20 protein-coding genes are annotated in these 21219 nt (G+C 69.0%); 8 read left to right on the top strand and 12 right to left on the bottom strand.

Annotated elements, in window-relative coordinates; translation table 11 throughout:
• Positions 1–78: 78 nt before the first annotated feature.
• The gene (locus AC16DP_RS40900) at positions 79–1527 is read right to left on the bottom strand and encodes a S28 family serine protease (RefSeq protein WP_329729211.1); all 1449 of its coding nucleotides are present in this window, start codon (positions 1525–1527) and stop codon (positions 79–81) included.
• A 328-nt stretch (positions 1528–1855) separates the two neighbouring features.
• Here AC16DP_RS40900 and AC16DP_RS40895 point away from each other — a divergent pair, with 328 nt between their 5' ends.
• Both AC16DP_RS40895 and AC16DP_RS40890 read left to right on the top strand, forming a co-directional pair.
• Complete coding sequence (locus tag AC16DP_RS40895) at positions 1856–2701, top strand: aldo/keto reductase (protein WP_329729212.1); 846 nt, start codon at positions 1856–1858, stop codon at positions 2699–2701.
• A gap of 125 nt (positions 2702–2826) precedes the next feature.
• Entirely contained in the window at positions 2827–4296 is a 1470-nt protein-coding gene (locus tag AC16DP_RS40890) for a methyl-accepting chemotaxis protein (RefSeq protein ID WP_329729213.1), read from the top strand.
• Positions 4297–4309: 13 nt separating this feature from the next.
• Here the strand turns inward: AC16DP_RS40890 and AC16DP_RS40885 are convergent, their stop codons facing one another.
• From AC16DP_RS40885 to AC16DP_RS40845, 9 genes are all read right to left on the bottom strand, one after another.
• Entirely contained in the window at positions 4310–5107 is a 798-nt protein-coding gene (locus AC16DP_RS40885) for a cell division cycle protein 123 family protein (protein WP_329729214.1), read from the bottom strand.
• Positions 5104–5565, bottom strand: a complete 462-nt coding sequence (locus tag AC16DP_RS40880; RefSeq protein WP_329729215.1) for an SMI1/KNR4 family protein — start codon at positions 5563–5565, stop codon at positions 5104–5106. Before AC16DP_RS40880 ends, AC16DP_RS40885 begins: the two co-directional genes overlap by 4 nt.
• A gap of 24 nt (positions 5566–5589) precedes the next feature.
• Positions 5590–6450, bottom strand: coding sequence for an HNH endonuclease (locus AC16DP_RS40875; protein WP_329729216.1), 861 nt, complete (start codon positions 6448–6450; stop codon positions 5590–5592).
• 21 nt (positions 6451–6471) lie between these two features.
• Positions 6472–6879, bottom strand: coding sequence for a hypothetical protein (locus AC16DP_RS40870; RefSeq protein ID WP_329729217.1), 408 nt, complete (start codon positions 6877–6879; stop codon positions 6472–6474).
• 50 nt (positions 6880–6929) lie between these two features.
• Entirely contained in the window at positions 6930–7679 is a 750-nt protein-coding gene (locus tag AC16DP_RS40865) for an ankyrin repeat domain-containing protein (RefSeq protein ID WP_329729218.1), read from the bottom strand.
• Between the two features lie 92 nt (positions 7680–7771).
• Positions 7772–10888, bottom strand: a complete 3117-nt coding sequence (locus tag AC16DP_RS40860) for a type VI secretion system Vgr family protein (protein ID WP_329729219.1) — start codon at positions 10886–10888, stop codon at positions 7772–7774.
• A 31-nt stretch (positions 10889–10919) separates the two neighbouring features.
• The gene (locus AC16DP_RS40855) at positions 10920–11804 is read right to left on the bottom strand and encodes a DUF4123 domain-containing protein (protein ID WP_329729220.1); all 885 of its coding nucleotides are present in this window, start codon (positions 11802–11804) and stop codon (positions 10920–10922) included.
• A gap of 7 nt (positions 11805–11811) precedes the next feature.
• Entirely contained in the window at positions 11812–12219 is a 408-nt protein-coding gene (locus AC16DP_RS40850) for a PAAR domain-containing protein (protein WP_329729221.1), read from the bottom strand.
• A gap of 43 nt (positions 12220–12262) precedes the next feature.
• Positions 12263–14416, bottom strand: a complete 2154-nt coding sequence (locus tag AC16DP_RS40845) for a type VI secretion system Vgr family protein (RefSeq protein WP_329729222.1) — start codon at positions 14414–14416, stop codon at positions 12263–12265.
• A gap of 243 nt (positions 14417–14659) precedes the next feature.
• Between AC16DP_RS40845 and AC16DP_RS40840 the strand changes: the two genes are divergently transcribed.
• Together AC16DP_RS40840 and AC16DP_RS40835 are read left to right on the top strand one after the other, a co-directional pair.
• Positions 14660–15148 (top strand): 3D domain-containing protein, encoded by a 489-nt coding sequence (locus AC16DP_RS40840; RefSeq protein WP_329729223.1) that lies wholly within the window; start codon positions 14660–14662, stop codon positions 15146–15148.
• A gap of 30 nt (positions 15149–15178) precedes the next feature.
• Positions 15179–15667, top strand: coding sequence for a hypothetical protein (locus tag AC16DP_RS40835; protein WP_329729224.1), 489 nt, complete (start codon positions 15179–15181; stop codon positions 15665–15667).
• A 57-nt stretch (positions 15668–15724) separates the two neighbouring features.
• On the opposite strand, the gene AC16DP_RS40830 is transcribed toward AC16DP_RS40835, so the two are convergent.
• On the bottom strand, positions 15725–16222 hold the full coding sequence (locus AC16DP_RS40830; RefSeq protein ID WP_329729225.1) for a hypothetical protein: 498 nt from the start codon (positions 16220–16222) through the stop codon (positions 15725–15727).
• A gap of 318 nt (positions 16223–16540) precedes the next feature.
• On the opposite strand from AC16DP_RS40830, the gene AC16DP_RS40825 reads away from it, so the two are divergent.
• The 3 genes from AC16DP_RS40825 (at position 16541) to AC16DP_RS40815 (ending at position 18588) form a co-directional block, all read left to right on the top strand.
• Positions 16541–16852 (top strand): helix-turn-helix transcriptional regulator, encoded by a 312-nt coding sequence (locus tag AC16DP_RS40825; protein WP_329729226.1) that lies wholly within the window; start codon positions 16541–16543, stop codon positions 16850–16852.
• Between the two features lie 107 nt (positions 16853–16959).
• Positions 16960–17421, top strand: a complete 462-nt coding sequence (locus AC16DP_RS40820; protein WP_329729227.1) for a hypothetical protein — start codon at positions 16960–16962, stop codon at positions 17419–17421.
• A gap of 171 nt (positions 17422–17592) precedes the next feature.
• A complete protein-coding gene (locus tag AC16DP_RS40815) occupies positions 17593–18588 on the top strand; it encodes an inositol monophosphatase family protein (protein WP_329729228.1) in 996 nt (331 codons plus the stop codon).
• On the opposite strand, the gene AC16DP_RS40810 is transcribed toward AC16DP_RS40815, so the two are convergent.
• Positions 18576–19844: an MFS transporter gene (locus AC16DP_RS40810; protein ID WP_329729229.1), complete on the bottom strand. Its 1269-nt coding sequence runs from the start codon at positions 19842–19844 to the stop codon at positions 18576–18578. The genes AC16DP_RS40815 and AC16DP_RS40810 overlap by 13 nt on opposite strands.
• Positions 19845–19922: 78 nt before the next feature.
• On the opposite strand from AC16DP_RS40810, the gene AC16DP_RS40805 reads away from it, so the two are divergent.
• Positions 19923–20870 carry an AAA family ATPase gene (locus tag AC16DP_RS40805; RefSeq protein ID WP_329729230.1) on the top strand — a complete coding sequence of 316 codons (948 nt, stop codon included), beginning with the start codon at positions 19923–19925 and terminating at the stop codon, positions 20868–20870.
• The last annotated feature ends 349 nt before the right edge of the window (positions 20871–21219 follow it).

The following is a 21219-nucleotide window of genomic DNA, read 5'->3' as shown; positions in this document are numbered from 1 at the left end:
CAGTGCGTTCAGGCGGTGGTGGTGCCATATGTCTCTCGCTACGCGCACCGTACCTCTGGCCTGTTCGCCGACGGGCTCCTAGCGCATGCCGCGCTCTTCGGGCAGGTCGTACGAGAAGGGCAGCGCCTCGCCCGGCCTCAGCCCCGCCGTCGGGTAGCGGATGATGGGCACCCCCATCCACCGCTCCAGTGCGTCGAGCGCCCGCTTCTGCTCGGCCGCGGGCAGCATGTAGAGGAGCGACAAGTGGTTGCCCGCGGGCACGAAGAAGCGCAGCGAGTCGTTGCGCTCGCGCACCTCGAAGGCGTTGGTGGACCAGGGATCGTTCTCCCCGTACATGAAGAGGAGGTGGCTGCCCTGGGTGCGCACCCAGCGCTCCACCTGGGGCATGAGCGCGTGGTCGAAGCGCTTCTCCACGCCCACGGGCGTGTAGAGGGCGGGCCGGTCCTCGCGAGGGAAGCGCAGCAGGCCGTGCAGGTGGCGCTCGTCGTAGCGGGGCGCGCCCAGCTCGGTGGCGGCCTGGTAGTAGTACGGGGCGAAGAAGTCGAGCGCGTCATCCCCGAAGTTGAAGCCGATGTCCGCGTGGTACGAGAGGAAGTCGAACAGCTCGCCGGCCGGCGCGTCCGGGGCCGGGATGGTGGCGCAGTTCGACGCGTCGCCGTACTGCCAGAAGTAGAAGGACGACTCCACCACGGCGAACTCGAAGGCCCGCTCCCTGCCCAGCGTATGGAAGGTGATGCCCTGGGGCGCGTACGTGCTGTCCACCAGGGGCAGCAGCTCGTCGCGGCGCTGGAGGGCCGTCTTCTGGAAGGTGCGCAGCCGCTCGTTGCAGTCCGGGTCATTGCCCGCGTGGGCCACGAAGTCGATGTAGCGCACGTCCGCCGGGCCCTTGCTGCTGGGCGCCACGTACGGCAGCGTGGCCTGCACGTCGTCCGGGTAGAAGTAGCGGTGGTACACGCTCGTCATGCCGCCCTTGCTGGCCCCCGACGTCAGCCAGCTCGAGCCGTACAGGCCCTTGAAGGACTGGATGATGCGGTGGTGGTCCGCGGCGGCCTGGCGGATGTTGAGGTGCTCCCACTCGAGCCGCTCGGGCACCGAGGGCCAGAAGTAGCGGTGCTCCACGGTGAGCTGGTTGGCCTGGAAGAGGTACGTGGGCTCCGTCTGGAAGGCCACGCTGGGGATGTTGTAGCCGCTGCTGTAGAGCACCACCGGCCGGGACTCGGAGCGGTGCAGCAGCGTCACGCGCTGGCGGAAGCGCTGCCCCTCGGGGTGCGCGTGGTCCACCGGCTGGTCGAACCGCAGGGTGAAGAAGCGCGTGCCCGGGATGCGCGTGCGGCCCTCCACCACGGACACGACGCCCGGCAGCGCGCGCAGCCGCTCGAGGAGGTCCACCGCCTCGGTGGCGCCCTGGGCCGGCGCGGTGAGGGCGGACGGGGGCGGGGCGGCGGGCCCGGCGTGGGCCTGGAACTGGAACGCCAGCAGCGGGGCGATGACGGCGCCCGCGAGGTGCAACGCGCTCTGCTTCTTCATGTGCGGTGTCTCCTGGTACGGCACCAGGGCCTCCCGGTGAACCTGGAAATCCCCGTGCATCCGGAAACGTAGGCGGTCCGGCTGACATCTCGGACGGGAGGCCGCGCGCCCTCCGGAGCCGGCGCCGGGCAACGGGTCCGACAGTCGGACCAGTTGGCGACGCGCGTGTCCGGCGGGCGCGGGGGGCTCGCGCGGAGCGGGACGCGGGGGCGCGTGTCGGGCGTTGGCACTCGTGGGGAGGCGAGTGTGGGGCAGGAGACGCCGGGAGCGGGGCCGGCATACCGGGAGCGGGGAGGAGTGGAGACCCTGGCTCCCACGGGGGAGTCACATGGACAAGCGCGTCTTCGGGCCCACGGGAGTGGAAGTGCCGGTGCTGGGCCAGGGCACCTGGCAGATGGAGGAAGACGGCCGGGCCGAGGCGCTCCGGGCGCTCCAGGTGGGGTTGGACCTGGGGATGACGCACGTGGACACGGCGGAGCTGTACGGCTACGGCGACGTGGAGTCGCTGGTGGGCGAGGCGCTGGCCGGGCGGCGCGACGAGGTGTTCCTCGTGTCCAAGGTGATGCCCAACAACGCCACCTACGCGGGGACGATTCAGGCCTGTGAGCGCAGCCTGAAGCGGCTGAGGACGGACCGGCTGGACTGCTACCTCTTGCACTGGCCGGGGCCGCACCCGCTGGAGGAGACGCTGCGCGCCTTCGAGCGGCTGCGCACGGACGGGAAGATTCGCGCCTGGGGGGTGAGCAACTTCGACGTGGATGACCTGGAGGAGGCGCTGGCCATCGCCGGGCCGGGCCGGATGGCGTGCAACCAGGTGCTCTACCACCTGCGGGAGCGGCAGATTGAACACCGGGTGCTGCCGTGGTGCGAGCGGCACGGGGTGGCGGTGGTGGGCTACAGCCCGTTCGGCAGCGGGGACTTCCCCGAGCCGGACAGCCCGGACGGGCGCGTGCTGGCGGAGGTGGCCCGCGCCCATGGGGCCACGCCGCGGCAGGTGGCGCTGGGGTTCCTGATGAGGCGGCGCTCGCTCTTCTGCATCCCCAAGGCGAGCCACGAGGCGCACACGCGCGACAACGCGGCGGCGGGGCGGCTGCGGCTCACGGCCCACGACATCGCCCGGCTGGAGGAGGCCTTCCCCCCGGGGCCGGTGCAGCGGGAGTTGCCCGTGGTGTAGGGAGAGGTGACTGCCGGTCCAGGTGGAGCAGGCGGGCGAGCGAATGCCCCCGCCGGGGTGCGGCCATCGTCTGATAGCGTGCGCGGACGGGCTCGAGGCGGTTCCTCGGGACCGTGGCCGAGCACATGGACAACAACCCCCCGTCTCCCGAAACCCAGGAGAGCTACCGCGAGTTCCTGCTGTCACGAGGGCCGTTGCGGCTCGGGAAGCTCACGCTCACGGCGCTGGTGGCCACCCCGGTGCTGTTCGTGCTGGACGTGCTGTACGCCCTGTGGGCCCTGGGCTCGAGCCCGGACGTGGGCCGGCTGGCGCTGGCACGGTTGAGCTGGTTGCTGGCGCCGATGCTGCTGCTGACGGTGCGCCGGCTGCTGAGCCCGCGCGACCTGCCGGCGGCCATGTTCTGGATCACCCTGCTGTACTCGGTGGGCAACGACTGGGCCTTCTACCCGCTGGGCATGGCGGGCTCGGGCTACCACGTGGCCATGGTGTTCCTCAACGTGCTCACGGGGCCCTCCATGCTGCCGGTGGGCCGGTGGGCGCGCATGAGCTTCTACGCGCTGCTGGGCACGGCGCACGTGGGCTTCGACCTGGTGCTGTCGGAAGCGCCGCTGGCGGGCAAGCTGGTGTTGGACCTCATCCTGGTGCTCAGCTCGCTGGCGGTGGGCCTGCTGCTGGAGGCGCTGCACGCGGGGCACCGCAAGCAGTTCTACCTGCGGCGCAACATGCAGCGGGCGCTGCGGGAGCTGGAGACGTCGCGCGGCAAGGTGGTGGAGACGGGGCGCACGCTGGCGGGCTCGGCGCAGGTGCTCTCCACGACGATCGCCGAGATGTCCCAGCAGGCGGTGCACGTGCGCACCTCGGCGCTGCGCATCGCCACGGCGAGCGAGCAGATGGCGAGCGCGGCGGGAGCGCTCTTCCGCCACTCGCGGGCGAGCGCCACGCAGGCCGAGGAGGCCCAGCGCTACACGGGTGAGGTGGACTCGCTGGTGAGCGGCATGGAGACGAGCCTGACGGCCATTGCCCAGGCGGTGGGCCGCAGCGCGCTGAGCGTGCAGAAGCTGGAGGAGAGCTCCGAGCGCATCCACGGCTTCGTGGAGACCATCCAGGAGATGGCGGCGGCGACGAACATGCTGGCGCTCAACGCGGGGATTGAAGCGGCGCGGGCGGGTGAGCACGGGCGGGGCTTCGCGGTGGTGGCGAAGGAAGTGGGCAAGCTGGCCGAGGAGTCGGGGCGGAGCTCGGCGCGGATTGGCGAGGTGGTGGGCGGGGTGACGAAGCAGATGTCCGAGACGCTGCACGCGGTGGGCCACATCCGCGAGACGACGGAGCGCTTCACGCCCGTGCTGGAATCCGCGCGGACGACGCTGCGCTCCATTCGCGAAATCGTCCTGCAGAACCAGAAGCTGATGGAGAAGAGCGCGGGCGAGGCGGAGCGCCAGGCGGAGCAGACGACGCACATCTCCCAGGGGTGCGCGACGCTGCTGGAGCTGGTGGACACGTATGCGCGGATGGGGACGGACGTGGCGGCCACGGCGCTGAAGCTGGGCACCATGGCGGACGAGCTGCGCAAGCTGCTGCCGGAAGAGGGGAAGTAGGCCTGGAGAGGCCTCACCCATCTCTTCCACGGCCGAGGTTGTCCCTCCCCTTCAGTGTAGAAGCGCCGAGGAAGCGAAAAGAGCCATCGAAGTCAGCGGGCACCGACCAGTCGAAGAGACATGGGTCGGTCTTGGGGAAGAACGGATTCAGCTCGAGCAGGCGGACGTCGAGCGGGCCGGGGGTGTCCATTCCCTCGACGAAAACGTCGAACACCACATTGTCGAGATGGGAAGCCGCCGCGAAGCGTTGGGAGAACTCGCGTATCGCGTTGTGGAGGGTCTCCGCATGCCGTGTGATTTCAGGACGGATGCCAACGTTCAGGCAATCGTACTGGGAGATGCCGACGAGCCTCCGATCCTTCATGAAGCAGCGGAACTCCGCCCAGCGGGGAATGTCCATCCACTCGCGGACGAAGATGTGCGGAGCGTAATGGAGCTGGAGTGCCAGCCGTAGATCGAAGGCTGTTCGCTCGGAGCCTTCGGTGAGCAGTCGTATCGCGGCTTCGCCGCTCCTGACGCGGAGGCCATGTTGGACGGCATACGCGGAGTCCTTGCTGCTTCGAGAACCGAGCCGGACGAAGGCTCCCTCCGGAAATTGACGGAGGGCAACATCCAGTCGCCACATCAATGAATCGATCGGAAGGTACTCGGACTGGTCCGTACTCTTCCGGTGCCACGTCCGGGCCTCGAGCGCCTGGGCTTCCAGCCGGGACAAGGGCACATCGACCTGAGGGATGGAGAAAGCGTGAAGCGCGGGCGCCCAATTCTCGATGAAGGTGGGGGAGACCCTTTCGAAATAGGCCTTGCTCATGTGTCGAACAGGGAGTTCAGGAATGAGTCGAAGTCATCCGCCACCTCGTGGAGCAGTTCGGGCGGTGTGGGCGAGCCGTCCAGGGACTCGAGCTTCTTGGTCCAGAAGAAGATCTTGCCGCGCAATGGGTCTCGGAGCCCGATCAGGATGAGATCTCCGCCGGGATCCCGGGCAATGGCAACCGTGTCGTCTGGAATCCGCCCCTTGAAGTCCTTGAAGTGCTCCAGGAAGTTCTCGTACGGCCCGTCATGAATGGCGAGGAACCATGAAAGAAGGGCCGGCCTGGGAGGCTTGTCCTTGCTGCGGAAGAGGAACTCGCAAGGTTTTGGCGTCCCCCCGTTGTGTTTCAGGAGGAATCGCTTATAGGGCTCGGGCAGCTCGCTCCCGATGAACCGCTCGACTTCTTGAATGCGGGCTTTCGAAACGGGCGGCTCGGATTCTGTGATGATGGGGCTCATGTCTCTGCTCGCTCGAAGGGCTTGTCAGAATTGTGAGGGGCCATAGCGGCTGCCATCAACGATGGCTGCCCCTCCTGTATGCGGCACCTTGTTGTGGAGGTCTTGTGGGACGAGCTCCATGGTGACTCCATCCTCCTTGTGGTGCCAGGTAAAGCCCTTGGGAGGGTTGCTCCCTTCAATGCCCGCGGCCTTGTTCGCGTTCTTGAAGTCCTGCGAGTGGTCACCGATCATGTCGATTTCGACGCTCTTCTTGGCGTAGGGGGAGAAGTCTGGGTATCCATCCTTGAAAGTAATGGGTTTTCCGCCTGTGACCTCCAGTATCTTCTTGCCCTTCTCGGTGTTGGGGTCCGGTATCCAGTCCGAGTTGCCAGGGTTGTTGGGGTCGGACCAACGGCCACCCGTCTTGGGCAGAGTCGTGCCATAGGTAGGTGATACTTCTTCGTCGTCCGGACAGTTCTTGCATTTTTTCTTCTTGGCGGCTCGCTCGGCGGCTTCCTTCTTGATGCGGGCCCGCTCGGCGGCTGCGGCCAGGGTGCGGTTGTTCCGGCGCAGTTTGTTGATGGACGTGACCGTCACGTCGATCCTGCGCTTGAGATCGACCATCCTCTGGGTGATGCGGGCTGCTTTCGCGGCTTTACCCAGCACGTCGCCGAGGTAGGGGAACGCGGAGACCACGGAGAGGCCCGCGTCCAGGAACTGTCCTCGATACAAACTGATCCCGGCGCTGGTGAGGTCGGAGATCGGTGTGGGATCTATCGTTCCAACCGCATCAAGGGCTGCTTGCGCCATCTCCCAATCGAGGTTCTTGGTCAGCTTCTCCAGAAGGCCTTCTGCTCTGCGAAGTTCCAGGGAGTTTGCATTGAGGGACTCCAGCTCTGCTCCCATGAGGAGGTGCTCCTTTCTTGCTCAAGACAGGTGGAGGTTCCTTGATTCGGAGTACCATGCTGCTGGGTCATAAGAGCGCTCGGCCTGCTCCCATGCGGAGGGAGGAAGCTTCGTGAACAGCGCATCCATGCGCTCGTCAATGGGGATGGACGAATCCCCCAGCACCCTGGCAATGGCGGGATGCTCATCGAAGTTGGGGGCTATCTCGAACATGATGGACACGAAGGCCGTCAGGTTCTCTGGGGTACGCAGCCCATGCCCACGGGCCCGGTCGAGCCCGGCCGCGACCATGTCTCTCAGTGAGTCGAACGGCAGCCCCAGCACCAACTCCGGACTCTCCTCCTGGATATGCCTGGCAACGAAGTCAATGAAGCCACGCTCGTCATGGAGAATCATTCCATCGAGTTGAGCCTTCGTGATGCGAAGCATTCAGTGCCATCCTTGTTTTCGAGGATGTGGACGGTGGGGCGGAGCGGCCCTCAGGGCGCCGCGGGCCGCGGCGCGGTGGCGGGCACGTTGGGCGGCGGCCACTTCCCGGCTTCGCGGAGGGCGCGGCCCTCGGTGGCCGTGGGCGCGGGGTTGGGGAAGCCGATGGCGTGGAGCCGCTCCAGCAGCAGCAACCGCTCCGCGTTCATCGGGCTGCGGTGATCCCACGCGGGGACCCGCCCCGCCCGCTCCGCCGCGGAGCCCAGGGTGGACCCGAGCGAGTCCATCACCCAGGGAGAGGCGCCCCGGTCGAGGAGCTCGTTCACCAGGTCGAACCGCCTGGCCTGGGCGGTGGACAGCGCCACGGAGCCGCCGGTGTTCGTGCGCATGTTCAGGTCGGCGCCGTGCTCCAGGTAGAAGTCCAGCGTCGCCCGGTTCCGGGTGTCCACCGCCACCTCGAGCAGCAGATCTCCCCCGCCGAAGTTGTTGAGGTCCGCGCCGGCGGCGTGGAGGCGCTCGAGCCAGTACAGGTCATCGAGCAGCGTGGCGGCGTACAGCGCCTGGCCGGCGATCTTCCCCTTGGGGTCTCCCAGGGCGCCATGCTCGAGCAGCGTGTCGAGCGAGCCCTTCTGGCGCGCGGCGACGGCGATGCTCAGCCAACTGGTGGCATCGCGGCCCACGGTGAGCGGATCCACCTCGCCGCGCTCGAGCAGCCGGCGAAGGGTCTCGACATCCCCCTCCGCGACCGCCCGTGCCATCCGCTGGTCGGTGGGTTTCTCGAAATAACTATCCGGCCCGGACACTGTCGCTCCTCCTTGCCTCGAACAGCCGCCCAACAACGAGAGCATGGCGGCCCACGCCAGCCATGGCCAACGGCGCATCATGGGACACCCCGCTATCGCTTACCAAGCTGAGCCTCGCAGCCGTTGGCGACGTACTGGTTCTCGAGGTTCTCCTGGTGCTCCTCGAGGCTCTTCTTCACATTGTCCATGCCATGCAGGTCCACCCGGTACAGCACCGGGTCGTACCAGGCGTGCTTGAAGTCCTTGGGCGGCGGGAGGTTCACGCGCCGGCCGGTGGCCTGGGGCAGGGTGCCGTTGACGAGCATCGCCGCCACCATTCCGCCCAGCGGGCCTCCCAGCTTCGTGCCCGCGATGACGGCGCCTCCCTGCACCACCGCCCGGTTGTCCTGGACCCAGTTGAGGACCTCGCCCTCCACCACGTAGGCGTTGATGTTGGCACTGGCGTTGGCCATGTTCATGCCGCCCACCGTGTTGGGATGGACGCCCGCGGGGTTGAAGGTCGTCGTCTTGGCGCCCGTCATGAGGCCCGCCGCGGCCGCCATGCCTCCTCCCTTCGAGTGGCCGATGATCTCCATGTTGCCGTCCGTGGCGACGTCCAGGACCTCGGCCAGCTTCTTGGCCTTCTCGTAGTGCTGGCTCTCCATGCCGGCGCCCTGCAGGAGGTTCTCCTTCCAGTCCTTGAAGCCCTCCTTGTTCTCCGTGCCGCGGAACGCCAGGTACGCCTTGCCCTTGTCGTCCTGGTAGATGGCGGCGCGGTAGCTGGAGCCCTCGGGCGCGGTGAGGTTCTTGATCTGCTCGTCGGAGAGCTGGCCCTGGAAGATGTTGCGGAGCTGCTCGTCGTTGGCGCGGGTGAAGCCCTCGGGGAGGGGGCCGGGGGTGCCGCTCTGGTTGTACACGTCCGCGGCGAGCGCGGCGCGGACCTGGGCCTGGTCCATCTCGTCGATCTGCTGGGAGAGCTGCACGCAGGTGACGGTGGGCGCGCGGGCCTGCAACAGCGCCATGGGCAGCATGGTGGCCGCCAGGTTCATCGGCTTGACGGGCTCGAGCTCCGAGGCGCCCTGGGCCACCGCGAGGCCGCTCGGCGGCCGCACCTTTCCATCGTCCGCCAGGGCCGGTTGGGTGGGCTTGGCCTCCACCGCGTCCGTGGGGGCGGTGGGCGCCGCGCCGCTGCCGGACAGCGCCGCGCCTCCGCTGTTGATGAGCACCACGTTGCCCTTGATGGCGATGCCGCTCGCGTCGATGGTGATGAAGCCGCCCGGCCCCTGGATGGTGATGCCGGTCGCCGCCTCGACGACGATCTTGTTGGACTTGAGGTGGATCTCCTTGCCCGCGTCCACCGCCGTCAGCGCGTTGACCACGGTGTGATGGTCCTTGCCCACCTGCAGCGACTGCGTGGCCTCCACCCGCTCGTTGAGGTTCTGTTTGACGTGGAGGTGGCTGTTCTTGTGCACCAGCTCCTTGCGGTTGGACTGGATGACGATGTCCACGTCCCCCGCGCCGTCGATGCCGCCCACGTGCCGCTTCAGGTTCCCGCCCACGTGCTCCTGGCTGTGGCGGTGCACCATGAGGCTCTTGTCCCGCATCACCAGCTCGTTCTGGTCGCCGACCTTGCCGTTCTTCCCCTGGCTGCCGATCGTCTGGTGCCGGTCGTGCAGGATGTCCTCGAACGAGTCGTTCTTCACGTGCACGTCCATGTTCCGCTCGGCGTGCATGAAGAACTGCTCCTTGTGCTTCTCGTCCTCGAAGCGCACCTCGTTGTAGCCGTCCCCGTCGAGTGACGAGTTGGACTTGAGGGTGCTCTTCGTCTTCTCCGCGGGCAGCTCGTAGGGGACGAGGTTGGCGCCGTTGTACACGCGGCCGGTGATGATGGGCCGGTCCGGGTCCCCCTCGATGAAGTCGACGATGACCTCCTGGCCGATGCGCGGGATGAACATCCGTCCCCACAGCTCGCCGCCCCACTGCTGGCTCACGCGCACCCAGCAGGAGCTGTTCTCGTCCAGCTTGCCCTGCCGGTCCCAGTGGAACTGGACCTTCACGCGGCCCCACTCGTCCACGTGGATTTCCTCGCCCGAGGGGCCCACCACCACCGCCGTCTGGCCTCCCTGCACGGAGGGCCGGGGCGTCACGCGCGGAGGCCGGTAGGGCGTCTTCTCCGGGATGCAGGTGAAGGTGTTGGTGTAGCGGAAGTCCTCCAGCGGGGCTTCCTCGTCCATCACCTGGGGCTGCTCGCCCTCGTGGCTCACGTGGGTGAGCAGGTAGCGGCCGTTGTAGTCCCCGCGCGAGTGCTCCTGCAGGGAGAAGAACCGTCCCGGGCCCAGGCGCTCGCAATCACTCTCACCCTGCAGCAGCACCCGCGAGGCCTGCCACGCCTCCAGCCGCAGCTTCGCCAGCGAGGCGCCCTTGGCCGAGGAGCCCCGGCCCGGATCCTGGTACTCGCCCGGAGAGTCATACACCTCGAGGTCCGCATCCACCTCGGCGGCCTGCTCGGCCCCCATGGGCAGTCCGGGCTTCTTGAAGTTGAAGTCGCGCAGGCTCGTCTTGCCCGGCCGCACCTCCTGCACGCGGCGGAAGCGCGCCACGTGGTCCTCCATCACCACGCCCCCCGAGGCGCGCCGGAAGGGCAGCGTGTCCCCCCCGTCGATGGGCTTGAGCGCCGCATCCGTGTCTCCGAGCACCAGGATGTGTTTGTCCTCGTGGTGCTCGAAGAAATAGAAGATGCCGTCCTCTTCCATGAGGCGGCTGGCGAAGGCCCAGTCCGACTCGCGGTACTGCACGCAGTAGTCGCGGGGCTCGTAGGAATTCACCAGCGAGAAGCGCACCCGGTCCGAGGGCACGCCGGCCGCCTCGAAGACCTTCTTGAGGATGGCGGGCGTGTCGAGCTTCTGGAAGATGCGGCAGTCGTGCCGGTGCAGCAGCCGCCACACCACGGGCACCACCGTGGCCCGGTAGAGGGCGTAGTGCGGCAGCTCGTTCACCTGCTCGAAGCGGCTGATGATGCCGCTCAGGTGGCGGAAGCCGGACTCGCCGCGGATGCCGAGCAGCGCCGTCTTGCCCACCACCTGCGCGGAGTCGATGTCCGGGTTCTCACTGGCCAGCTCCACCTGGAACTCGAACAGGCTGGACAGCCCTTCGGAGCCCGAGAAGCGGAGCACCCGCATCGGCTCGGCGAAGTCGCCGATGTCGAACAGGAAGACCGGAGCTCCTCCCACCTCGTGTACGTGTGCGCGAGCAACCATAGGTTCAACCCATTGTCCCGTTCCGGCCCGGCGGACGCTTTCCGTCCAGGGAAGGCAGCTCGACGGTGACCTCACCATTCGAGCCGCTGAAGATGAAGCCCTCGATGTCCCCGAAGAAGTCCTTCCTCGACTCGGGAGGGCACGAGGGGAGGAAGGCACCGAGGACACGAGGGTCGTAGTAGCGGAAGTACAGCCGGCCCTCGACGCCCTCCGCCTCCACCATGAGGAACTTGCGGAAGTGCCGCCGCACCTGGAGCACGGGCGCGGCGCTGGTGAGGAACACCCCCCAGTGGGCGCCCCAGCCCTCCTGCACCAGCGCCTCCAGCAGCCACGAGTCCTTCCGGGGCAGGCTCACCAGGTACGGGGCCACCTCCGCCAGCGCCACGCCCTGCGGGCCCTCGTACAGCGAGTAGCAGTCCTCCACCGACTCGTGCAGCAGCTCGAGGACGCGCTCGCCGCGGGCCGCGTCGACGATGGCGTACAGCGGGGCCTTCTGGGCGCGCAGCACCTCCAGGGCGCGCGCCTTGTGGGCCACCAGCACGGGAGGATCCGGCTGCTCCGGCTCGCGCGGCGGGGTGGTCTTCTCGAAGTACACCGAGAAGTCCGTCTGCCCCGCGCGCAGCCAGGTGCCGTTGAAGATTTCGCCCTGCTCCACGGGCTCGCCCTCCAGCAGCGTCGCCGGGACGCCCGGCCGCCCGTGCAGCCAGCCGCGCTTGCCGCTCCAGGACAGCTCGAACTGCTCCTCGGCCAGTTCCGAATCGTGCGGCACCGCCAGCGCCAGCCCCGAGGACGGGGCGCGCCCCACCTTGAGCACCTGGCCGGGCTCGATGAGCGTCTTCTGGTGGGCCAGGGGTCCCCAGCGCACCTGGAGGATGGCGTGGCGCTTCATCCGTCCCTCAGCCTTCCCGCGCCTGGGACTGCTGTTGCTGCTCCCGCTTGCGCTTCTCGCACTCCTCGCAGAAGGGCGTGCCCTCGCGCGCGGCGAGGGTGATGGTCTGCCCCTGCGCGGACGAGCCGATGACCACCGTGGGGCAGCCGGCCACGATGACGCCTCCATGCGAGGTGGGGTCTCCCAGCCGGGCCGCGGGCTTGCCGCCGATGATGACGCTGGACTCGCCCTGGGAGATGGAGTCCGAGACGCCCGGGCCCGTGCACAGCAGCGAGTCTCCCACCCGGGCCGCCGGCTGGTAGCCGATGAGCACCGTGCCCTCACCCGAGGTCGTGGGTCCTCCCACGTGCGGCACCGGGCCTGGATTCACCATGGGGCACACGTGCATGTCCGTGATTCGTGCGGCTGGAGGCATGGGGTTCTCCTCTCGGGGGGCTGTGGCTGGGGGGGACCGCGTCTCAGGGCTTGCTTCCGTCGTCCGCCGGGGTGGGCACGGTGGGCGTGGCCTCCACCGCGTCCGTGGGAGCGGTGGGCGCCGCGCCGCTGCCGGACAGCGCCGAGCCGCCCGTGTTGATCTGCACCAGCGTGCCCTTGATGGCGATGCCGCTCGCGTCGATGGTGATGAAGCCGCCCGGGCCCTTGATGGTGATGCCGCTCGCCGCCTCGAGGACGATTTTGTCGGACTTGAGGTGGATCTCCTTGCCCGCCTCCAGCGCGTGCAGCCCGCCCACCTTCACGTGCAAATCATTGCCGACCTGGAGCGACTGGCTGCCGCCCACCTTCTCGTTGAGGTTCTCCTTCACGTGGAGGTGGCTGTGCTTGTGCACCAGCTCCATGCGGTTGGACTTGATGACGATGTCCACGTCTCCCGCGCCGTCGATGCCGCCCACCATCAGCTTCAGGTCCCCGCCCACGTGCTCCTGGCTGTGGCGGTGCACCGTGAGGCTCTTGTCCCGCAGCACCAGCTCGTTCTGGTCGCCGACCTTGCCGTTCTTCCCCTGGCTGCCGATCGTCTGGTGCCGGTCGTGCAGGATGTTCTCGAACGAGTCGTTCTTCACGTGCACGTCCATGTTCCGCTCGGCGTGCATGAAGAACTGCTCCTTGTGCTTCTCGTCCTCGAAGCGCAGCTCGTTGTAGCCGTCGCCGCCCTGCGAGGAGTTGGACTTGATGGTGCTCTTCGTCTTGTGCGCGGGCAGCTCGTAGGGCACCAGGTTGGCGCCGTTGTACACGCGGCCGATGATGAGCGGCCGGTCCGGGTCCCCCTCGATGAAGTCGACGATGACCTCCTGGCCGATGCGCGGGATGAACATGGCGCCCCAGCCCTCGCCGGCCCACAGCTGGCTCACGCGCACCCAGCAGGAGCTGTTCTCGTCCAGCTTGCCCTGCCGGTCCCAGTGGAACTGGACCTTCACCCGGCCCCACTCGTCCACGTGGATTTCCTCGCCCGAGGGGCCCACCACCACCGCCGTCTGCACGCCGCGCACGTGCGGCCGGGGCGTCACGCGCGCGGGCCGGTAGGGCACCTTCTCCGGGATGCAGGTGAAGTAGTTGGAGTAGCTGAACTCGCCCTGCTGCGACTCCTCCTCCATCACCTGCGGCTGGCTGCCCGAGTGGCTCACGTGGGTGAGCAGGAAGCGGCCGTTGTAGTCCTCGCGCGAGTGCTCCTGGAGCGTGAAGAGCCGGCCGGGCGCCATGCGCTCGCAATCGCTCTCACCCTGGGCCTGCAACCGCGCCGCCTGCCACGCCTCCAGCCTCAGCCGGGCGATGGTGGTGCCCTTGGCCGAGGAGCCACGCCCGGGGTCCTGGTACTCGCCCGGATAGTCATACACCTCGAGGTCCGCATCCACCTCGGCCTCGTGCCCGGCCTCCATGGGCAGCCCGGGCTTCTTGAAGTTGAAGTCACGCAGGCTCGTCTTGCCCGGCCGCACCTCCTGCAGGCGGCGGAAGCGCAGCACGTGGTCCTCCTGCGCCACCCCGCCCGTGGCGCGCCGGAAGGGCAGCAGCTCCACGCCGTCGATGGGCTTGAGCGCCGCATCCGTGTCCCCGAGCACGAGGATGTGTTTGTCCTCCTGGTGCTCGAAGAAATAGAAGATGCCGTCCTCCTCCATGAGGCGGCTGGCGAAGGCCCAGTCCGACTCGCGGTACTGCACGCAGTAGTCGCGCGGCTCGTACGCGTTCACCAGCGAGAAGCGCACCGCTTCCGCGGGGATGCCCGCCGTCTCGAAGACCTTCTTGAGGATGGCCGGCGTGTCGAGCCTCTGGAAGATGCGGCAGTCATGCCGGTGGTGCAGCCGCCACACCTGCGGCACCACCGTGACGCGGTAGATGGCGTAGCGCGGCAGCTCGTTCACCTGCTCGAAGCGGCTGACGATGCCGTGCACGTACCGGGGTACCAGCTCGCCGTTGAGCGACAGCACCCCCGGTTTGCCCACCACCTGGGAGAAGTCCAGGTCCTGGTTCTCGCAGGCCACCTCCACCTGGAACTCGTAGAGGCTCGACATCCCCTCCGAGCCGGAGAAGCGCAGCACCTTGAGCTGCTCTCCCAGTCCCGTCACTTCGAAGAGGAATAGCGGAGTCTCTCCCAACAGGTGCACGAGTGCCCGAGCGACCATGGTGCAACTCCATTCCGTATAGAGTGGACCGGCCCAACCCCACCCGGGCCGGTGTCGAGGAAGCGCGCCATCCTACACCGCCTCGGCCCCGGAGGCCGGACCTTTTGCTGTCCGACATTCCGGGCCCACCCCGGACGCGTCCGCTCCCAGAATCCGAGAAACCGCTCCCGGCGGAAGAGTCTGCGTGGCTCGTACCTCCTGCGGTAGGCTACTCCGTCCCCTGTCGCGAGAGGAGCCGCACGCATGGCCGCCGGTGAGTGGATGGAGGGCTTCACCATCACCCACTACATCATCGTGATGGAGTCGGATCCGGTGTTCGCCCTGGACAAGAAGGTGAAGGCCCACGGGCTCGAGGGCGAGTACCGCGAGGGCTTCCTCTACAAGGCGAAGACGGGCGTCATCTTCCAGGGCACGGGGCAGACGGAGGCCGGTGAGTTCATCACCATCGACTGGAACAAGGGCAGGCCCAAGGGGCGCGACACCTGGTTCACCCTCGGCACCGGCGGTGCATGGAAGAAGCCGGTGGCGTGGGAGTCGGTCGCCGTGGACCGGAGCGTCATTCCGCTCGGCAGCCGGCTGGAGATCGACATCTACCCGAAGCGGACGTTCGTGGCCTGGGACACCGGCGGGGCCATCAACGGCAAGCACATCGACATCTTCCTGGGGCCCACGACGCTCGCCGAGGCCAATGCGCTCGGCCGGAAGAAGGCCCGCGTCCGCATCCTCAAGTAGCCGCCGAGCCATCCCTCCTGGAGGTCTCCCATGAGCGCCGCCGTGAGCCGCCCCGCCGCACTGGCCCTGTTGCTGGCATCCGCGTGCCGCTCGGCCCCGTCCCCCGGGGCGCCCGTGACGCTCGAGGATCCGCACCACCACGGGGTGGAGGTGAATGGCTCGTGGGCGATGGAGAACCCCAACGAGGGCTTCGCGCTGGTGCCGGTGCCCGCGCCGCCCGCCGGGAGCGAGTGGGACGAGCGGGCCGTGAGCCCGGAGGGGAAGTGGGAGGCCTTCGCCACGTGCGAGCCCGAGTGCCGGGTGCTCGTCCGGGCCGTGGGCCAGGCGGAGATGCGGGAGCTGCGGGGGCCGGCCTTCTCGGAGCTGCGGCCCTTCTCGGGGCTGGTGTGGCTGCCCTCGGACATCCTCGTCTTCGACCAGTGGACGCAGCCGCACTACGGCATCCACTACGCCGTGGACGTGCGGCACGGGCGGCTGCTGCAGGCCGCGCCCTTCCCGGACCGCGTCGAGGGACGGTGACGGCGGGGCTCCTCCGTCACCGGGGCGTGGGGCGCTTCGTGTGTCCCGTCGTGTGTTTCAAAGGGCGTGCGTCTGGGCCCAGTAGGAGATGACGGCCTCGTCGTCGACGATGCGGGAGTGGAAGTGGTCCCAGATGTCGGTGACGGCGACGGCATGGCCCCGGGACAGCTTGGGGGTGAGGTAGAGGGCGTAGTAGGTGGCGCCGCTGCCGTCATCCACGGGGCCCAGCTTCTCGAGCGGGCGCTTCGTGACGGGGCACAGCAGCTCGATGCGGGTGCCGGGGGCGATGTCGATGAAGCCCGTCTTGCGCTTGTCGCCGTGGATGGGGGAGAGGTGCACGAGGCCCTCGCGCCCGTCCGGGGTGCGCAGCAGCAGGGTGACGGCGGGGTAGCCGTTGAACGTCACGTCCGAGAAGCCGATGAGGTTGTCACCGCCGGGCCCGAAGGCCTGGGTGACCACGAGCGTCACGTTGTCGGAGAGGGCCTGAAGACTGTCGTGCTGCTGGGGGATGTCGTGGACCTGGAGGTTCCGGGTGTCGACGTGTTCCTTGGGCATGGTGAGGCCTCCTGGGGGGCGGAGCCGTGAATGCGGGGGGAGATGCACCATAACGACGGTGGTTTCGATCGAACACCCCCCGCGGCACCGCTTTTTCGAGGCCTCGTCCCGGAGGACACACTCGGAGCGAATCAGGGGAGTTCGCGGAGAGCGGGAGGTCGGGTCACCATACCTCCAGAGAGGGGGCGGGCCGGGTCAACCCGATAAATGGGTAGTGGGCATTGACAGGACTTGGCGAGTCCGTAAGGTAGGGGGCGTCCCTCCTGGAGGACCCTTCGCATGCCCCGGCTCTCGGCTCGTATGGAACGTCCACTGGCGATGAACCTCGGTCGCGTGGCCCACGCCGCGCGCACGCGGGCCGGGCTCACCCAGGCGGAGGTGGCACGCCGGGTGGGCGTGCAGCTCGAGGTGTATGGCCGCATCGAGCGCGGTGAGATGTTCCCCAGCGTCCCCACGCTGCGGCGCATCTGCGTGGCCCTGGAGATCGGCTCGGACGAGCTGCTGGGGCTGGAGCTCTCCCAGCCCTCGGGCCTGCGCCGGCTGGTGGATGCCGCGCGCGGCCTGCGCCAGCCCCAGCTGCGCCTGCTGCACCGCCTGGCCCGCTCGCTCCACGCCTCTCCCCGGGAGTGAGACGTCTGGGAGGGGGTCCGGCGGCGGTGGAGAAATGGCGGGTCCCGGGAAGTTCCAGTACACGCGGGCCGGCGTCCATTCCTCACCTCCGAATCGAGAGACACACCATGCAGAAGCGTCAGTGGACCGTGGTTGCCGCCCTCGCCGTCATGGCGACGCAGACGGCTTGCTACAACACCCGCATCGTCACCCGCGCCGCCCCCGAGAGCGCGCCCTACTCGGACCGGCAGTGGTTCACCATCGGCGGACTCGCCAACCTGTCGCAGCCCGCGGGGCAGCAGTGCCAGAACGGCCTGTCCTGGGCGGAGAGCCGGCTGAGCGGCACCGACTGGCTCATCAACGTGGGCCTGAGCGTGGCCGGTGGCATCGCCGGCTCGCTGGCGTGCGCCAACACGGGGGACCCCGTGGCGCAGTTCTCCTGCGCCACGGCGGGCGCCTCGCTGGTGCCCTTCCTCCTGTCCTCGCGGACGGTGGAGTACACCTGCGCCGCGGGCCCCGTGTCCGATCGCCCGGCGTACATGCCGCCCCCGACGAACAACATGGCTCCGGCGCCCGCGCCGGTGCAGTAGGCCCACCCGGGCCTGAATCCCCCCACGCGCGTGCCGGCGGGCGTGCGCGTGGGGATGGTGGCCGCGCGCGCGGGGGCGGGGTCCACGGGGCAGTCGGCGCTTCCCGGCCGGCGGTGCATGTGTAGAGTCCCTCTCCATGTGTAGAGTCCCTCTCAAGGAGCGGTCCCCTTCATGGAGCAGCCGAGCGTTCGAGAGCTACAACCCATCATCGACGCGGTGCGGCTCGCCTGCGAGCTGTGCCGCCGGGTGCGGGCCGCCAAGGCGGGGGTCAGCCGCAAGAGCGACGCCAGCCCGGTGACGATCGCCGACTATGGGGCGCAGGCCCTGGTGTGCCGCGCCCTCGCCCGCCACTTCCCCGAGGAGGGGGTCATCGCCGAGGAGGGCGCGGAGGGGTTCCTCACCGTGCCGCCCGGGGAGCGCGAGCAGGCGGTGCGGCTGGTGGGCAAGCTGCTGGGCGAGCGGGTGACGGAGGAGCTGTTGCTGCGCTGGCTCAACCACGGCCGGGGCGTGCGGGGAGACCGGGTGTGGGTCATCGACCCGGTGGACGGGACGGAGGGCTTCATCCACGGGCGGGGCTACGCGGTGTGCGTGGGGACGCTGGTGGAGGGCCAGCCGGTGGACGGCATCATCGGCGTGCCGGTGTCGCCGCTGGAGGAGGGGGGCACGCTCTTCTTCACGGAAGCGGGGCGGGCCTGGGCGGAGACGCTCGAGGGCGGCGAGCCGCGCGCGTTGTCGGTGTCGGACCGGGTGGATCCACCGAGCATCCGGGTGGTGGAGAGCTACGTGATGGGCCGGCGCTCGCGGGAGATGGCGGACCGGGTGTACGCGGATGCGGGCTTCGATGCGCGGCGGGCGCGGCGCTATGACGGGATGGTGAAGTACGCGCTGGTGGCGGCGGGCGCGGCGGACCTGTTCATCCGGGGGCCGCGGGACATCCGCAAGAATCCGCACAAGACGTGGGACCACGTGGCGGGCACGGCGCTGGTGCGCGCGGCGGGAGGCCAGGTGACGGGGCTGGATGGGCGGGAGGTGGACTTCTCGCAGGGCGCGGAGCTGCGGGGCACGCTGGGGCTCATCGTGAGCAATGGCCGCATCCACCCGCGCGTCGTCGATGCGATGGCGAAGGCGGCCGGCGAGGAGTGGGGTTTCCTGCCTCAGCCGGAGTGAGGCGGGCGGTACGAGGCGAGCACGTCCGTGCGGTGGCGCCACAGGCCGCGCGTCCACCCCAGCCACCACAGGCCATAGAGGATGGACGCGCAGGCGAGGGCCCAGGAGGCGGGCGCGAGCCCCACGAGCTCGGCGGCGCCCCCGGCCACGAGGGAGGACACCCCGACGGCGAGCGTGGCGAGGCCGAAGTCGAGGGCGAGCACGCGGCCGCGGAGGCGGTCGGGGGTGGACACCTGGAGGCCGTAGGTGGACAGCACCCACTGCGCGCCGCCGCCGAGGTGGGCCAGGAGCACGCACAGGGCGGCCAGGGGGAGGGAGGGGGCGAAGGGGAGCAGCACGTAGGCGAGCCCGTACGTCACCATGGAGCCGCCGCACACGAGGAAGAGGCGTCGGCCGTCGTCCCCGGCCCAGCGCTGGCCGAGGAAGGGGCCGAGGAGGGCACCGAGTCCACGCGCGGCGAGCAGCATGCCCACCCCGGCGTCTCCGGAGGCGAAGCGGGCGGTGGCGAAGGCGGGCAGCAGTCCGACGATGCCATTGCCGAGCCCCACGCCCACCTTGGTGACGAGCAGCGAGAGGGTGACGCGGCTCTGGCGGGCGAGCGTCCACACCTCGCCGAGCTGGGCGCCCACGCCATGGGTGGAGGGAGGCCCGTGGTGCTGGAGGGGGCGGCGGATGCCGGCGACGAAGAGGGCGGAGAGGAGGAAGGTGGCGGCGTTGAGGAGGAGGCTGGCCTCGCGGCCGAAGGCGAGGGTGGCGAGTCCTCCGACGGCGGCGCCGATGAAGAGCATGGTGCCCCAGACGGCGCCGAGGGCGGCCTGGGCGATGGAGAGCTGCTCGGGGGGGACGACGTTGGGGACGGAGGCCTCGGCGACGGGGTCGAAGAAGGAGGAGAGGGCGGCGAGCAGGGCCACGCAGGAGATGGCGAGCACGGGGGAGTGCAGCCGGAGGGAGGCGAGCAGGCCGAGGGCGGGGAGGATGCGCAGCAGGTCCACGGAGACCATGAGGCGCTTGCGGTCGACACGGTCGGCGACGAGGCCGGCGAGGGGGGAGAAGAGGAAGACGGGGAGGACGCTGGCGGCGTGGATGACGGCGGCGGAGCCGGGGCGGCCGGTGGACTCGGTGACGAAGCCGCTGATGGCCACGAAGGCGAACCAGTCGCCGAGCAGGGAGACGACCGTGGCGAAGAAGAGGCGGCGGTAGTCCGGGTTGTGCCGCAGGAGGGGCAGCACGTTGCTGACGAAGGCGGAGGCGGCCATGGGGGTGGGGGCAGCCTATCCGGAGCGGTGCTGGTACGCTGCGCGGCCAGAATGTCTTCTTCTCCCGTGAAGGTTCCTGTGACGGAGCGTGCGGCCGTGGTGCGCGCGCTGGTGACGCGGCTGGTCGACAACCTGGAGCGCGTCATCCGTGGCAAGCGCGAGTCGCTGGAGCTGGTGCTGTGCTCGGTGGCGGCGGGAGGGCACGTGCTGCTGGAGGACGTGCCGGGCACGGGGAAGACGACGCTCGCGAAGGCACTGGCGTTGAGCATCGGCGGCAGCTTCAAGCGGGTGCAGTTCACGCCGGACCTGCTGCCCACGGACATCGTCGGGGCGTCCATCTTCAATCCGCAGGAGGGGAGCTTCCGGTTCCGCGAGGGGCCGCTGTTCGCGAACGTGTTGATCGCGGATGAGATCAACCGGGCCTCGCCGAGGACGCAGTCGGCGCTGCTGGAGGCGTTGAGCGAGGGGCAGGTGACGGTGGACGGACAGACGCACGTGCTGTCGCCGCCGTTCCTGTGCATCGCGACGCAGAACCCGGTGGAGTTCCACGGGACGTACCCGTTGCCGGAGGCGTCGCTGGACCGGTTCGCGGTGCAGCTGTCGTTGGGGTACCTGCCGGAGGGGGAGGAGCGGACGCTGCTGATGACGCGCTCGGGGCCGCCGCCGCTGGAGGGGATGAAGGCGGTGTGCACGGTGGCGGAGGTGGTGGAGCTGCAGCAGCGGGTGCAGGAGGTGAAGCTGGAGGAGACGGTGGCGGACTACCTGCTGCGAATCGTGCAGGCGACGCGAGGCCACCCGAGCATCCGGCTGGGAGTCTCGACGCGAGGGGCGCTGCTGTACGGCAGGATGGCGAGGGCGAGGGCGCTGATGCAGGGACGGGACTACGTGCTGCCGGAGGACCTGAAGGCGCTGGCGGTGCCGGTACTGGCGCACAGACTGGTGCTGGACACGCGGGCGAGGTACGCGGGAGCGGACAAGCGAGCGCTCACGAAGGACCTGGTCGGCGCCGTGCCGGTGCCACGCTGACGGCCATCCATCTCACTCACAGAGGGCCCATCCACACCGAGCCCAATCTCCCCTCTCCCTCCGGGAGAGGGACGGGGTGAGGGTATCCGAATCCGTGTTCATCACTCCGGGCCGAGCACCTCCCGGGCGCGAGCCGTACGAACTTGTCCAACAGTTGGACAACTTGTGGAAGACCGCGCCCGGGAGGCTTCCGGACGCGCGAGCGAGCAACTGGTCCGACCATCGGACCAGTTGGAGCCGTTCGCGTCCGGAAGGAGGGTCCCCTGGGGAGTGGTCTCCGGAGCTTGATAGAGTGCACCTGCTCGCGCCGGAGGTTGGCGTGAGGCCACTCGCACCAAGGACACCCCCG

This window comes from Archangium sp. (assembly GCF_057119385.1).
This window is presented reverse-complemented; position numbering and strand designations above follow the sequence as displayed.

Bases quoted from the DNA above. Each gene is read 5' to 3' on its own strand.
- AC16DP_RS40900 (WP_329729211.1), bottom strand. From the start codon at position 1,527: ATGAAGAAGCAGAGCGCGTTGCACCTCGCGGGCGCCGTCATCGCCCCG.
- AC16DP_RS40895 (WP_329729212.1), top strand. From the start codon at position 1,856: ATGGACAAGCGCGTCTTCGGGCCCACGGGAGTGGAAGTGCCGGTGCTG.
- AC16DP_RS40890 (WP_329729213.1), top strand. From the start codon at position 2,827: ATGGACAACAACCCCCCGTCTCCCGAAACCCAGGAGAGCTACCGCGAG.
- AC16DP_RS40885 (WP_329729214.1), bottom strand. From the start codon at position 5,107: ATGAGCAAGGCCTATTTCGAAAGGGTCTCCCCCACCTTCATCGAGAAT.
- AC16DP_RS40880 (WP_329729215.1), bottom strand. From the start codon at position 5,565: ATGAGCCCCATCATCACAGAATCCGAGCCGCCCGTTTCGAAAGCCCGC.
- AC16DP_RS40875 (WP_329729216.1), bottom strand. From the start codon at position 6,450: ATGGGAGCAGAGCTGGAGTCCCTCAATGCAAACTCCCTGGAACTTCGC.
- AC16DP_RS40870 (WP_329729217.1), bottom strand. From the start codon at position 6,879: ATGCTTCGCATCACGAAGGCTCAACTCGATGGAATGATTCTCCATGAC.
- AC16DP_RS40855 (WP_329729220.1), bottom strand. From the start codon at position 11,804: ATGAAGCGCCACGCCATCCTCCAGGTGCGCTGGGGACCCCTGGCCCAC.
- AC16DP_RS40850 (WP_329729221.1), bottom strand. From the start codon at position 12,219: ATGCCTCCAGCCGCACGAATCACGGACATGCACGTGTGCCCCATGGTG.
- AC16DP_RS40845 (WP_329729222.1), bottom strand. From the start codon at position 14,416: ATGGTCGCTCGGGCACTCGTGCACCTGTTGGGAGAGACTCCGCTATTC.
- AC16DP_RS40840 (WP_329729223.1), top strand. From the start codon at position 14,660: ATGGCCGCCGGTGAGTGGATGGAGGGCTTCACCATCACCCACTACATC.
- AC16DP_RS40835 (WP_329729224.1), top strand. From the start codon at position 15,179: ATGAGCGCCGCCGTGAGCCGCCCCGCCGCACTGGCCCTGTTGCTGGCA.
- AC16DP_RS40830 (WP_329729225.1), bottom strand. From the start codon at position 16,222: ATGCCCAAGGAACACGTCGACACCCGGAACCTCCAGGTCCACGACATC.
- AC16DP_RS40825 (WP_329729226.1), top strand. From the start codon at position 16,541: ATGAACCTCGGTCGCGTGGCCCACGCCGCGCGCACGCGGGCCGGGCTC.
- AC16DP_RS40820 (WP_329729227.1), top strand. From the start codon at position 16,960: ATGCAGAAGCGTCAGTGGACCGTGGTTGCCGCCCTCGCCGTCATGGCG.
- AC16DP_RS40815 (WP_329729228.1), top strand. From the start codon at position 17,593: ATGGAGCAGCCGAGCGTTCGAGAGCTACAACCCATCATCGACGCGGTG.
- AC16DP_RS40810 (WP_329729229.1), bottom strand. From the start codon at position 19,844: ATGGCCGCCTCCGCCTTCGTCAGCAACGTGCTGCCCCTCCTGCGGCAC.